Source organism: Quyinboa mangrovi (assembly GCF_042219825.1).
Classification (GTDB): Bacteria; Bacteroidota; Bacteroidia; order Bacteroidales; family UBA5342; genus JBHJHP01.
Genome location: NZ_JBHJHQ010000006.1, coordinates 460,585 through 475,561 on the forward strand (window position 1 = coordinate 460,585; position 14,977 = coordinate 475,561).

Genomic DNA, 14,977 nt, shown 5'->3' on the forward strand with positions numbered 1-14,977 from the left:
CTAATACAACTTGAACCTTTGCCTTATTATTTTATATAATTATCAATGTTATGTCTAAAAATTCAAATTTGAAACAATACTGTGCGACTGGGGGAAATATGACCAATAAGAGTCGCTTATTTTTTAACCAACCTTTCCAATTTAGCTTGATAAATATATTGTTTTACGCATAAAACTTTGTAAATTAGTTGTTGCAAAAAATTAAGCTGGCATGCTTTTATTTTTTTTTATACTTGGGGTGCTCTTCTCACTAATCCTTTTTTCGTTTAATGCAAGAAAGAATTCCTCAACTATTTATCTTTGCGCCTTTTTTTTCTTTGTAAGTCTTTACATTTTAAGTCAATATGTTTTACTCTATTCAAAGTCGGTATTCCTTATTAGTTTCTTCCTCGAGGTTTATGTTATTGTATTTCCTCCTCTTTACCTGATTGGTCCTGCTTTATACCTCTATGTGCGAAGTATTTTAAATGATGATTCACACTTAAAAAAATCAGACCTTTTGCATTTACTACCCATGGCGATCTTTTTTGTTGCCTCTTTGCCTTATACATTAGTGCCTTTTAATGAAAAAGTTGAAGCAGCTAAAATTGTGGTGAAGGATGTTGGTTATATACAGACGTATAAAGCTACCTTATTATCTGAGTTGTTTCCCTTATCTGTTATTTATCTAAGTCGGCCACTATCAATGCTTTTATATACACTGTGGTCAACAGGACTTATAATCCGTTTTTATACAAAAAAGAAAGTTACTGCTATTTTTCCCAATCAAAATTTTGTGGCGCACTGGTTGATTCTTCTTCTGGGATTTTTTTTCATTGTGGTTTTAACACATACATTGCTAATAATCAGATTTTTTTCAATGAAAATGCCGGAGTTGTTTTTTACCTTGAATATTTTAAGAATGTTGTCCGGGGCAGGACTTATTGGATTATTTGTAACACCTCTCTTATTCCCGGCTATTTTATATGGATTACCACGTATACCCGAATCCGAATTATCAAATGTTCAGGAAGAAAATCAAGGCCCGTCTTTTGAATCTAATGAACTGAAGAAAATAAATCATTTTAATTCGAAATATTTCACTACTATCAGTGAAAGAGCAGATTCTTTCATGAAAGAATCTAAACCGTATTTACAACCTGACTTTAACCTGGCACAGTTATCAGTTCAAATTCAAATTCCTGAACATCATTTAGGTTACTTTTTCAGGGAAGTAAAAAAACAACATTTCACAGATTACAGAAACGAATGGCGTATTGAACATGCAAAGAAGCTGATAAATGATGGTAAAGTAAATGATTACACTCTCGAAGCCATTGCATCACTTTCCGGCTTTTCTAATCGCAATTCTTTTCGCATCACTTTTCAAAAAATTGAAGGAATTTCACCAAGTACTTTTGCTTCTCAGATAAAAGAATAGTTTACGCAATATGAAATTTTTTCTTGCATCTTTTTTATAAAGTTGATGCAAGAATTATTTTTTTTTGTGAACTCTCACTGTTTAAAATTCAGAACTTGGACATATTATTTTACAAACTAAATGTATTAATCTAAAAATTTTATCCATATCGAAAGTATTCCGATAATTCTCTAATTAATGGCTTTTGCTACTGCATATTAACCAATTAAAAAACTTTGAAATTTATCCCAATGAGAAAACAACTTTTACATTTCGGAATTATTCTTGTTGTATTAACAGGAATAAACATTGACGTATCTGGAGTTAGTAAGAGAAAGTATCCTGATATGACGGTAGATATTTCTTCCGGCGGATCGGATTACAAACTAACCTTTATTTATTCTGGCGCGAACTCGGCTATATGCGATTGTGTAATGGAGAAAAAGGAAAAATATTACCTGGATATATATAAAAATGGTGATACTCCTGAATACCTTGAGAAACGCATTGAAAGTGGTAATGGGCACCTTACTGCTGATACCGTTGAGTACGTTACTGGTCCTCAGGTTTGGGGAAGATGGGCCTTGCGCTACGAGTCGAATTGTGACGCTTGCGCAAGTAACGATATATTCTGGGTCTGGAGTGGTTTTAAAGAAAATCAGGAGACAGGTGAATGGGAACCAAATCCGGCTTTAAGTGAGACTGACAAAGATACATGTTTCAACTTACATATCTATTCTGTGGCAATCTATGCATCAACAGAACCAATCAAATCGCCTGCAAATATTGAAGCTTCTACAGAAAACTTTTATGATAAAATTAATCTGACCTGGGAGAAAGGATCAGAAATACCTGACACCGTAATGATTGATACAACACAGTATATTCTGTATTATCGTGTATACCGTGGCAGCTCCATTAATCCATATTTAGCATCCCTTGTAGCTACACTTCCTGCAGACTCCCGTTCATGGACTGATAACAACGTGGGAAATGGACAAGAATATTTTTATTGGGTAACAACTAATACTGATGGTTGGAATGGACATGAATCGGCAAGAACAATGGACAACTATGTTTCAGGGAAATCTAAAAATTTTTCAGTAACTGCATCTGAAGGAACATATACCGGAAAGGTGAAGATCAATTGGGACGACCTGTCATCATTTTCTGAAAATATACGTATCGAAAGGAGCATCCCCAAGAGCTCAGATAAAGAAGAAATAGAAATATTAAGTAAAAATTCAACTTCTTACTACGACTTGGATATCATTCCCGGCTATAATTATGTTTATTACGTTACACCTATCAAATCAGAACGGATTTTCTCTGCAGTTTCTGATACAGGATACATATTGCCAAATGGTGTTATTTCAGGATATGTGAAATCTCTGCAGAATGCCGGTGTAAGTAACGTTACTGTTTGCGCGACACTACTTACAGATATACCGGATGGAGCAATTGCAATGCCTGAAAATGGCTATTGCGCCACAACTGGCGCTGACGGGCACTATGAAATTCGTAATATTTATTATTATGACAAAGCTGAATTTGCAATTGTCCCTACTAAATCAGCTGGAGGATTTACGCATATATTTTCCCCCGATACAATAATAAGGTCTCTCGATGTCAGTGCGAAAACAAGCACCGGAGCTGATTTTACAGACGAAAGTTCTTTTACCGTTACCGGTCGGATTACATTTCCCCCTTCGCCGAATAAAGTTGTATGTGGTGTGCCAGATGTGGAAATAAAAATAAATAATCAGAGCAGAGGTATTTACACACATGCGAATGGAGAGTGGGAACATTCAATACAGGAAGAAGGAACATATACTTTCACACCGGTATTTCTTCATCACCGTTTTGAAAACGGTGCTGGTGCTGCATCAGTGACATATAATGTTAACAGAGACATCAGCAACATAAACTTTACGGATATGCAGGTTGATAGCATAAAGGTGAAGGTACAGGGAGGGTGTGGAAATCCGGTTTCAAAAAATTTCGAATATGCTACAATCAGGATTACTTCTCCAGGTAATTGTTACGAAGATATTTTATACACAGATGCGAACGGATTGTTAACCATCAGTAATTTACCTGCCCGTAAATATAATATACAGATCATCGATATTGACTCGGTAAATACTAATGTTATGGATCAGATCGGGAACAATCCTGTTAGTGTTGATTTGACAGTCAGGGATACGGCAGAGGTAATAACAACGCGGGATACCATGATCATTACTCCGGGTAAAATAACTGTTTTGCCTGATAGTTCAACGGTAGTCACCCTTCCGGACACAACCTATAACACAATCATTGATACTGTCCGAAGTGAAGTTATTCCGGCTGCAGACTTTATATACCATTCACCATTGAAAATAACAGTCAATTTTGAAGATGCCGGTGCAAGGGTTGTTGATTGTGGAAATGATACAATTGTTCTGATGGAGCAAAATGTTTCCTATCCTTTGGTTTTTGAAGTGGTGGAAGAGCTGGGGAATTGTCCTGTTAAAGAAGGAGTATTACGCATTTTCGATGCAGTGAGCGATCAAAGCGACAAACCGGTGGAAGTACCTATTGTTAATGGTTTTGCTTTTTATACGGTCGAAGCTGGATTACCTGAAATTGCCACAAGCGAAGGAACTCATAATCACCAAAAATTTATCTATGTTCTTCCCGAAGTTGGATTCCTCGATGCTGATCCTGAGCAATTCTGGGTAATGGTTACCGGGGTACAAATTCAGGCTCCCTCCTTTTTTACACGTTCGCCTGAACTGCCCTTCCTGGTTCTGCACGATCCTCCGGGAGACAAAAGTGTGGCAACCGTGGAAGAAGGAACTGAATTCAGAAGTTTCCAAACTACCCAGGTTCAATATGGAGGAGAGGCTGGCGTATATTTAAATACTGTTCTCGGTTCAAAGGTTAAGGCCCTGTTTTTAGAAGGTGGTACGGCTGCAGACCTTAAATTCAGCCTTGCTGCCGGAACCGATGAATATAACAGAGAGGGATACGAAACTACTGTAACGTTTAATAAAAAATATTCCACCTCTGATATGGGAAATTTAGCAGGGAATGATGGAGATGTATATATTGGTGCTTCTCTGAATCAGGAATTTGCAATAGGTGATGAACTTACCTTTGATTTTGATGAATGCAAACCTGTAATCAGAACTATTCCGACTATGGATGTTACAGGATTCGCCACCACTTTTATATATACTGAAAAGCATTTAAGATATACCCTTCTGCCAAAACTGGGTGAATTGCGATCTCTTATTCTTGCCGGCAGAGATACCAGCGATTTATCAGAAGAAGAAAAAATACAGGCCAACCAGCTTTTATTTGATAGTCTGCACTGGGAGTATATTTTAGCCAGGAATGCTTATAACAGGGACACAGGAGCTGTATTTAAAGAGAATGTCTCATTTAGTGCGGGGGCGCCATTTGAAAATACATACACGTCTTCAGAAAAGTCCTCTGAATCATTTGAGTATAACGCCTTTGTAAATCTCGAATTCGCAATAGGAGCCAAAATCAACTTTGAGGGAGGAGGCGCCTGGATTGACATTGAAACAGGAGTTACGGGAAAATTCAGATGGTCCACCAAAGGAGAATCCGGGGAAGATGCAACCTCCAAAAGAACGGTTGGCTATACCTTAGATGACGGAGACATGGGTGACTTCTTCAGCGTTGACATAAAAGAAGATACTGCCTACGGAGTTCCAGCTTTCTGCGTGGTGACAGGCACATCGAGTTGTCCTCATGAACCCGGAACCCAGGCGAGGGATAAGGCCAGAATCATAATCGATCCGCCACAAATTAACAATGTTCCCATCGGTGGAGAGGCTGTATTTACAGCCAAACTGCTTAACCAAAGTGAGAGCCGGGAAACCAGGGAATACAGTGTTCAGGTAATTTCAACGTCCAACCCGGACGGTGCTTTGGTAAAACTTGCCGGTCAGATAATTAATTTTGGCGCGGCATCCTTCTGGATGGATTATAACCAGGAAACCAATGTGGCGCTTACAGTGGGAAAGGGCCCTCTGGCATCAAACTATGATTCTATTGGAATTATGATGTTTCCATCATGCGAAATGGACCTCTGGGATGAAGGAGGCGATATAACCAGTGGCGATACGGCATGGATTTTTGTTAATTTCCAGAGTGAATGTTCCAATGTTGCCCTTCACTTGCCAGGGGACGGATGGATGGTTAATCAAAACAACAACGATATCCTGGATGTGGCTTTCACCGGGTATGATGCGAACAACGATTTGCTGCAAAGTATTACGCTTCAGTATAAAAAAGAAGGCCAGGGCTGGGTTGACGATCTTACCATTTTAAAGAATCAACTAACGCAGAATTTTTATGATTATGCATTCGATGTATCCAATCTTAACGATGGGAATTATCGTCTCAGGGCCAAATCATACTGTGGACCGGAAGGTGGATTCTCTTACTCATCTGAACAACGGGGAATTATTGACAGGACATCACTTGCTCCATTTGGTATGCCGACGCCTTCAGATGGTTATCTGCGACTTGGACAGGAAATCAGCGTAACATTTGACAAAGATATTAATTGCGATCTGGGAAGCTATGAAACTGATAATATTAAGCTTATGCGGGATGATTCAACAGAAATCCCAATTAGCGTTGGATGCTACGGTAATAAGTTGGTTCTGGTTCCTGATACTGATCTTTTTGTCCAACAGGATCTAGAAGGAGTTGAACTTTTTGCTGTTGTAAGTGGCATTCAGGATAATAATGCTAATGTGCAGAAATATACTACTAAGTGGTCGTTCCTTGTAAATGTAAGTCCTGTGTCCTGGAATCCTGAAAGTGTCTTTCTGTCCGCAGTGGAAACCGACGATGTTATTATTAGTGCTAACCTTGATAACAGTGCCGTAGTCAGCAAAGCATTTACCATTACCGAATGGCCGGATTGGCTGACGCCGTCGGTTAAATCTGCCTCAATACTGCCTGGTAATAGTTATACCATTCAGTTACATGCTGTACCGGACCTTAGCCCGGGATTATATAACGGACAGGTTGTCGCAATGGTCGATGATGTACCTGAAATTCTTTCTGTGGTGCTTGAATTATATGCAGAAGATAAAAACTGGAAAGTGAATCAATCCAACTATGAATATAATATGAACATCACGGCCCAGTTTAGTTCTGATGAAGGAGATATCAACCTGTCCACCGGACTTCGCGATAAAATTGCTGCATACATAGATGGCGATTTGAGAGGAGTAGGAAATATCAGCTACATACCTGAACTGGATAAATTTGCCGCGTTTATTAATGTGTACAGCAATATAGCCGGTAAGAACAGCAGTCTTCTCGAAGCAGAAGAAAATGTGGAAGATAACAGTGTTCAGGATATTGAAATTGTTGATAATGGTGTAAGCTCTGTTGCGGAGCGCTTTAAGAAAACCAACTGGATGGATTTTGATATCTATGCAACAAAAGATGCCGATCATTTGATTGAATTCAGGGTAGCAAGTATAAATCCAAGTAATGTTGAACTATATATTGACGGGATATTACTTCAAAATATCGTTGTTCCGAATACAGGAAGTTTGGCTGTATATAACACTATCAGTTCTTCGCTTGCCATCGAAAAAGGAACACATAAGTTCAGAATCCAATCGACAACAGGAGAATTTGACCTGAACTGGATAAACTTCCCGGAATATAATGTCAGAAATCAGCATTGCGGCGAGGTCGTTAAATTCAGAATGTGGGACGGACTTAACGGAATTGAGTACGGTGCGGTTGAAGAACTGACTTTCTTTAACAACGGGTTTGTGGGTAATGCTGAATATCCGTTCATACTGCATAAGGAAGGTGGCATTCAGGATGTTGAACTTTCAAAAGGTTGGACCTGGATATCTGTCAATAAGGAAAGTCCGGATATGAGTCTGGCGAGAGTCTTTGAAAGTATCACGCCTCCTACATCGTCAAACGACATCACTCTCAAATCACAAACGGCTTATTCTCAGTATAATATTTCGTCAGGATGGCTGGGTGGTTTATCGTCTGTTGATCCGCGCTTAGGATATATGATTTATCTGAGCAGTCACGCAGATACCTTAAGTATGGTAGGATCTGATCCGGCAGTTTCATCCATATCTCTTAATCCAAGTTGGAACTGGATAGGATATCCGAAACCCGGTGTTATGAGTGTTGATGATGTCTTGGATGGAATGGCAGTTTCTGAAGGCGATATTCTGAAAAGTCAGTATACCTTTGCCAGCTACAATGAAAGTACGGAGACCTGGATTGGAGATCTTAAGTACTTCCGTCCTGGATGGGGATATAAATTGTTTGTAGAAAAAGAAGGATCCGTTGATATGCTTAAATCGGTTTCTCCTGGAGAACTGTCAAGGGAACATGAATACAATATGACACTGACGGCTGTATTAATTCCGGATGGTCTGAATTCAACAGAAGGACTGAGTCTGCAGATCTTCATTGATGGTGAATTGAGAGGAAGCGCTCCTGTACTGTATATCGAAGCGATGCAAAACAATATGGCTTTTGCTATGATTCATGGCGATCTGGCCGATGCAGGAAAGCCAGTTGATGTTGTTTTATGGGATAAAATGCATCAAATAAGCATGCCGCTCATTGGTGAAGAGATCTACTTCAGTATTGATAAGATTAATGGGACGATTAAAAATCCGGTTTTGTTTAGGTTGAAAGATATTGATATACCTGAAATGGATGATGCGGAGTGGTTTACAATCTATCCTAATCCGTTCTCAAATCAAACATACATTTGGTTTTCAATTGAAGAACCATCTCACGTCAGCTTGATAATTTCTAATGCATTAGGTACTGAAGTGGCCAGGTTGGTCGATTTTAAAATGACAAATGGAACTTATGACTACTCGTTTGATGCAGGGAATCTTCCTCCCGGAATATATTACTTCAAACTAAGGACTGATAAAAAAGTCAGCACGAAAAAGGTACTTTTAATTGAAAATAAATAATCAATTTAAAATAAAAGAAACCTCCGGCATTTGCAGGAGGTTTCTTTTATACATTTCTTAAGAGAACCTAAACCGGTTTTTATTCCTCTGGTTAAAAGTGAGTTATCTATTTCCTAAAATTTAAACTCCCCAATTACCACCGCATTCGTAACTCTTTAAAATCCAGCAAAATGATCTTCTGTTATGTGAATGGTTTCGAATCAGGCTTGCATTTCTTATGTCTTCACCGCAAACCACTTTATAGCACTTTATTGTCAGGAAAAGCAACGAAAAGCAACGCAAACCAAACTTCCGTTTTTTAGTTGAGCAACCTTTGTAGGGTCATTACGAGAAGGCGCCATGCTCAGGATGACAAGTTTTAACCATAAAAATTTCATTCTTATGAGCAACAGTTTTGTATTAATAGAAGAAAAAACAGTGAATGAACTGTTTAATGAAATTAAAAACCTGAATCAGAAAATTGATTCAGAATTGAAAACAAAAGTAGGTGGTTTATCTGAGAAGTGGCTGGATAACCAGGATGTTATGCTTGAACTGAAAATCAGTCAGCGGACCTTGCAGAATATGCGGCATACTAAAATGCTTCCGTATTCAAAGGTGGGAGGGAAGGTCTATTACAAAAGTACCGACGTAGAGCGGTTATTATCTGAAAATTATACGAACAGAGGGCGTTCTGGGTGATTATAAATCTTCTCTGGTTACACCAGCACTTGTTGTTACGAGGGTTGCCCCGGTATTTGATATCTTGTTTTAAATAAAGACAGAGAAATTAAATTTTTAAAAATTATTTTTGAATTTAAGGCCGTAGGTATGAAGGGCCTGAGAAGATGACTCACCCCGCTCTGTATAAACAGTTCGAATCTTTCAAACCGACCCCTCTCTTTTTCTCCGCTTCTCTTCGAAATAAAGAGGGGTAGTTCGTACAAAAACAGGAAGATTCTTTTAAAGGCGCGCCAGAATACCCTGAAAGGGTATTATTATTGTAGCCCAGGGTAAATGAACGAAGTGAATGAAACCCTGGGTTAATTACGTCATGTAAATCAAGGCCGGAGATGAATTCTTTTGATGAAATGGAAGCAAATCAAGGCCGCAAGTCAAAACGGACTGAAAAGATTACCACTAAATAGGTAAATATCCGTTAGGCTTACAAATCTTCCCTGCTTATCCCATCACATTCCATAACAAGATCCGCACCGTAAGCTTTAGCCGGTGTTTGATAACCGGGGACAATCTTCCCGGATAATATTTTATTGACAATAGCCAGGGCACATTCAGATGTCCAAACCACACCTCCTTCAGGACCATGCAGATGGGCACTTACTTTATTTCCTTTTTCATCGCTTAGTTCACCCCAAACATGCATAACTGTCTGCTGACGTTCTGCTTCGGTTGAGCCTTGGGTTTTTCTCTTTCTGAGCAGATTCAGCACAAAGGGCAGACTTAATAAGGGCCTGATGGCTTCAATCATTTTAAGTTGTTTTATAACCGTTTCAGGAAAAGAAGCATACACTTCAATATTGGGAATGCCTGTGCTTTGGTAAGCAGTAAATACATCACCCCAGGTGAGCCGGACGGACTTTTGTATGCCCTTGCCAAAATCGATTAACCTGGTTTTAATGCCCTTTGGAGGTTTAATGAGTTCGCCGTTTTGACGAATCCGGTTGCCATATGGTATCTGTTCTATCATGGTATTATTCGTGCCTGGTGGAAGACCTGCAGGGCCATCGCTGAAAAAGCCAAGATCCAATCTGGTGCCTGTAGGAAGTTTCTCTTTTAAATACATTGCCAGACAATCCGTTGGGGTGACATCAAAACCGGCACCGGGAAGCAGCATCACCTTCTTTTCCTTTGCTTGCTGATGGTAGGAAGCTATACCCTCAAATACCGGAATCTCTCCGGTGATATCCAGGTAATGAACTCCATTAGCTACACAGGCTTCAACAAGTGGTTTCCAGGTGTATTTAAACGGACCGGCACAATTCAACACTACCGTAATACCAGACAAATTATCTTTAATGAACTGAGCATCATTCAAATCAAATGCCCGGAATGCCAGACCAAGCTTTTCAGCCAGCGGTTTCAACTTGTCTTTATTTCGTCCTGCAAGAATCGGTTTCAGACCTTGTTTAACAGCCATGGCCGCCAATTCCTGACCAACAAATCCTGTAGCGCCGTAAATCATTAAATTTTGTTTCATAGTTTCGAAATTTAAACTATCCATCAGCAACTGGATAGAGCCACTTAACGAAGTAACAATAACCGTAAAATTAAGTTCAGAACGTATACAACCGGATTATTGTAGTTTGTTAAATTCTATATACACATTTAAAAAACTTTGGTAGTTTACCTTTGGGAACACATTTTTGGGTATTCGCACATAATACGCTCATATTACTTACGTATTCCGGTATGCGCCAAAATAATATGCTTATAATACGGTATTCCAGTTTCGTATTACGCCAATATACGATATACGGTTAGTATATGTATTGATAATATGTTATTCCGTTAAATGTATTCGCCTGTATAATACTGATAATATGGTATTCGGAAAATGGATACCTTCGTATAACGGTATACCTTTAAAGCTAATTCTTATTCTCCAAAGCAAAATGTTTACTGTTGACAGTCACTGTAAATGACAATCAGGTTTAAATTTTATTATCTTTGAAAGTCCTGTGGATTTTTAAGAATTATCAGTAGTTTTAAAACCACAACTTGGTTTCATTTAACCTGAATTTCTGTGAGTGAGATAAACAAAAAAGAACTTAGCGAATCGGATATTTGTGATCTGTACATCACACCGGCCATTAAAGAAGCCGGTTGGGATCAGATGCTGCAAATTCGTCGTGAAGTGACGCTTACTCCGGGACCTGTAATTGTGCGTGGCGAAATGTCTGCCCGCAATAAGAAGAAAAAGAAATTTGCTGATTATGTGTTGTCATGGGAACCTGGTATTCCCATCGCGGTTATTGAAGCTAAGGATAATAATCATTCCGCCAGTCACGGTATGCAGCAGGCATTGGGTTATGCTGATATCATGAAAATCCCCAGTGCGTTTAGTTCAAACGGGGATGCTTTTGCATCGCACAATAAAATGCCTGCGGATGGTGAAGACATCGAAACGGAATTTCCTCTGGATGCATTCCCATCTCCACAGCAGTTGTGGCAACGCTACAAAAAATTCCGTGGTATTGAAGAGGAAGATGAAAAAATAGCCACAGAGCCTTATTACTCTGATGGTTCAGGAAAGGAACCAAGGTATTACCAGACAGAAGCCATAAACAGGGTAGTGGAAGCAGCAGCCAGTGGTGAAAAACGATTGCTGTTGGTCATGGCAACCGGTACCGGTAAAACCTATACCACCTTTCAGATTATTTGGCGTTTATGGAAGGCCAGAAAGGTGAAGCGGGTGTTGTTTCTGGTGGATCGCAATATACTGGCGGATCAAACCCTGGTGAACGACTTTAAACCTTTTGGTTCAGTGATGACTAAAATTAAGAACCGGAAGATTGATCCATCATACGAAATCCACCTTGGATTGTACCAGGCTATTACGGGAACAGATGAAGCAGATAAGATATTTAAAAACGTGTCGCGCGATTTCTTTGATTTGATCGTTATCGATGAGTGTCACCGTGGAAGTGCTGCCGATGATTCTGCCTGGCGTGAAATTCTGGAATATTTTGACAGTGCCATTCAGTTGGGTTTAACAGCCACCCCCAAGGAAACGAAATACGTGTCTAACATCACCTATTTTAATGATCCGGTTTACACCTACAGTTTAAAGCAGGGCATTGAGGATGGTTTTCTGGCGCCTTATAAAGTAGTAAAAATAAACATAGATAAAGACATAGATGGATGGACACCACCAGCCGGAATGACCGATAATCTGGGAAATGAAATAGAAGCTCGGCTATATAACCAGGCAGATATGGATCGGATTCTGGTACTGAACCAGCGAACCAAACTTGTGGCTAAACGTGTGATGAAGTTTCTGAATGCCACCAATCCTTTTGATAAAACGATTATTTTCTGTGAGGACATCGATCATGCTGAACGCATGCGAAAAGCTATTGTAAACGCTGCCGGAAAGTTGGCTACGGATAATCCAAAGTATGTGATGCGCATTACCGGCGACAGCAAGGAAGGCAAAGCTGAACTCGACAATTTTATTGACCCTGAAAGCAAATTCCCGGTCATAGCCACCACATCCGATTTGATGTCAACGGGCGTGGATGCCAAGACCTGTAAGCTCATTGTGCTGGATAAAACCATCAATTCAATGACCACCTTTAAGCAGATTATTGGCAGGGGAACACGCATTGACGAGGACTTTAATAAATACTTTTTCACCATCATGGATATTAAACGGGCGACCGACCTGTTTCATGATCCTGACTTTGATGGTGAAGCCGTGGTAATTTATGAACCGGATGATGACGATCCGCCCGTGCCACCGGATCCTGAACCAGTTGACGATGAGGATATTGGTTCAGATGATGATGAATCAGGTGCCAGAAGATACGTAGTGGATGGCGTTCCGGTATGGATCCTAAATGAGCGTGTGGAATACATTAGTAACGAAGGAAACTTAATTACTGAATCGTATGAAGAGTTTTCAAGAAAGGGTGTGCAGTCTGAGTATGCGTCATTGAATGATTTTCTGCAAAGCTGGAATTCAGCGGAGAAGAAAATGGAGATTGTTGAAAAACTGGAAGAACATGGCGTGGTGCTTGAAAACCTGTCAGAACTGGTTGGAAAGGATTATGGCGACTTTGATCTGATTTGCCATGTGGCATTTGACCAACCGCCACTTACCCGAAAGGAACGCGCTAACAATGTGAAAAAGCGCAACTATTTTACAAAGTATGGCGAGCAGGCAAGGGCTGTGATTAATGCATTGCTTGACAACTATGCCGACAAGGGTGTAAAAAGTATTGAAAATCCAAGGGTTCTTCAGTTAAAACCTTTCAGTAATTTTGGTACACCATTGGAGATCATAAAAAATATTTTTGGAGGCAAACAGCAGTACGAGCAGGCTGTCAGGGAAATTGAAAACGAATTATTTAACCAGGATAGAACAGCATGAGTAATGTTTCGGGCATCATAAAATCCATTCAGGATATTATGCGCAAGGATGTAGGAGTGGATGGCGATGCACAACGCATAAGCCAGTTGGTGTGGATGTTATTTTTAAAAATCGTGGACGACCGCGAAGAAGAATTGGAGTTACTGGACGATACCTATAGTTCTCCTTTGCCAAAACATTTGCGTTGGCGGTACTGGGCGGCTGATCCGGAAGGCATGACAGGAGAGGAGCTGTCGGATTTTGTGAATCTTCAGCTTTTCCCAACCTTAAAGACCAAACTCAACACACAGGGTGAAGACGGTAAACGGGCCCTGGTGATTAAAAATGTGTTTGAGGATGCCTACAACTACATGAAGTCGGGGACCCTGATGCGACAGGTCATTAATAAAATCTGTGAAGTTGATTTTAACGCATCTGAAGACCGTCATCTGTTTGGCGATATTTACGAACAAATACTTAAAGACCTGCAAAGTGCCGGAAATGCCGGTGAATTTTATACACCACGAGCCGTGACGCAGTTTATGGTGGACAGGGTAAAACCACAGCTGGATGAACTGGTGTTGGATCCTGCCTGCGGAACCGGTGGATTCCTGACGAATGTGATTGACTATAAGCGCAACAATTTTGTGAAGTCACCTGCCGATGAAAAGAAATTGCAGAAAACCATTTTCGGGGTAGAAAAGAAAACGCTTCCGCACATGTTGTGCACCACCAATATGATTTTGCACGGCATTGATACACCTATTAATATTCAGCACGACAATACGCTCAGCCGGCCACTGCGCGATTATAAACCTAAAGACCGGGTACATGTGATTGTGACCAATCCGCCTTTTGGAGGGATGGAAGAAGACGGCATTGAGCACAACTTTCCTTCTGCTTACCGTACACGCGAAACGGCTGACCTGTTTTTAACGCTCATTATGCATCTGCTGAAAACCGATGGCAGAGCAGCCCTGGTGTTGCCCGATGGCTTTCTGTTTGGTGAAGGCATTAAGACCCGTATTAAGGAAAAGCTGTTTGAGGAATGCAACCTGCACACCATCGTACGTCTGCCAAACGGTGTGTTTAATCCATACACCGGTATAAAAACCAACCTCTTGTTTTTTAGCAAGGGTAAACCCACCGAAACAATTTGGTATTATGAGCATCCTTATCCGGATGGTGTAAAAAGCTATAACAAAACCAAGCCCATGCGCTTTGAGGAGTTTAAACCGGAAATAAGCTGGTGGGGCGATGAAAGCGACAACTTTGCTGCACGGGTTGAAAATGAACAGGCATGGAAAGTACGCAGGGAAGACATAGTGGCCCGAAACTACAACCTGGATATTAAAAACCCGCATGAGGCTGAACAGGAAAGCCACGACCCGGACGAATTGTTGCAGAAATACACCCATCAGCAGGAAAAAATTGCCGGCCTGCACCAGCAGTTGAAAGCAATACTGACGGAATCCTTAACCAAAAACGGAGACAACTGAT

At 40.3% G+C, this 14,977-nt stretch carries 6 protein-coding genes; 5 read left to right on the top strand and 1 reads right to left on the bottom strand.

Annotation, left to right across the window (positions count from 1 at the left end; translation table 11 throughout):
* The first annotated feature begins 514 nt into the window (after positions 1-514).
* The 3 genes from ACE1ET_RS15135 to ACE1ET_RS15145 all read left to right on the top strand — a co-directional run bounded on the left by ACE1ET_RS15135 (position 515) and on the right by ACE1ET_RS15145 (position 9,087).
* Positions 515-1,420 carry a helix-turn-helix domain-containing protein gene (locus ACE1ET_RS15135; RefSeq protein ID WP_375729265.1) on the top strand — a complete coding sequence of 302 codons (906 nt, stop codon included), beginning with the start codon at positions 515-517 and terminating at the stop codon, positions 1,418-1,420.
* Positions 1,421-1,650: 230 nt separating this feature from the next.
* The gene (locus ACE1ET_RS15140; protein ID WP_375729266.1) at positions 1,651-8,406 is read left to right on the top strand and encodes a carbohydrate-binding protein; all 6,756 of its coding nucleotides are present in this window, start codon (positions 1,651-1,653) and stop codon (positions 8,404-8,406) included.
* Between the two features lie 381 nt (positions 8,407-8,787).
* Positions 8,788-9,087 carry a helix-turn-helix domain-containing protein gene (locus ACE1ET_RS15145; RefSeq protein WP_375729267.1) on the top strand — a complete coding sequence of 100 codons (300 nt, stop codon included), beginning with the start codon at positions 8,788-8,790 and terminating at the stop codon, positions 9,085-9,087.
* Between the two features lie 463 nt (positions 9,088-9,550).
* On the opposite strand, the gene ACE1ET_RS15150 is transcribed toward ACE1ET_RS15145, so the two are convergent.
* Complete coding sequence (locus tag ACE1ET_RS15150) at positions 9,551-10,603, bottom strand: saccharopine dehydrogenase family protein (RefSeq protein WP_375729268.1); 1,053 nt, start codon at positions 10,601-10,603, stop codon at positions 9,551-9,553.
* Between the two features lie 546 nt (positions 10,604-11,149).
* Here ACE1ET_RS15150 and hsdR point away from each other — a divergent pair.
* Complete coding sequence (gene hsdR / locus ACE1ET_RS15155) at positions 11,150-13,498, top strand: EcoAI/FtnUII family type I restriction enzme subunit R (protein WP_473774478.1); 2,349 nt, start codon at positions 11,150-11,152, stop codon at positions 13,496-13,498.
* The gene (locus ACE1ET_RS15160) at positions 13,495-14,976 is read left to right on the top strand and encodes a type I restriction-modification system subunit M (RefSeq protein ID WP_375729269.1); all 1,482 of its coding nucleotides are present in this window, start codon (positions 13,495-13,497) and stop codon (positions 14,974-14,976) included. The genes hsdR and ACE1ET_RS15160 overlap by 4 nt, the downstream gene beginning before the upstream one ends.
* Position 14,977: the final 1 nt, after the last annotated feature.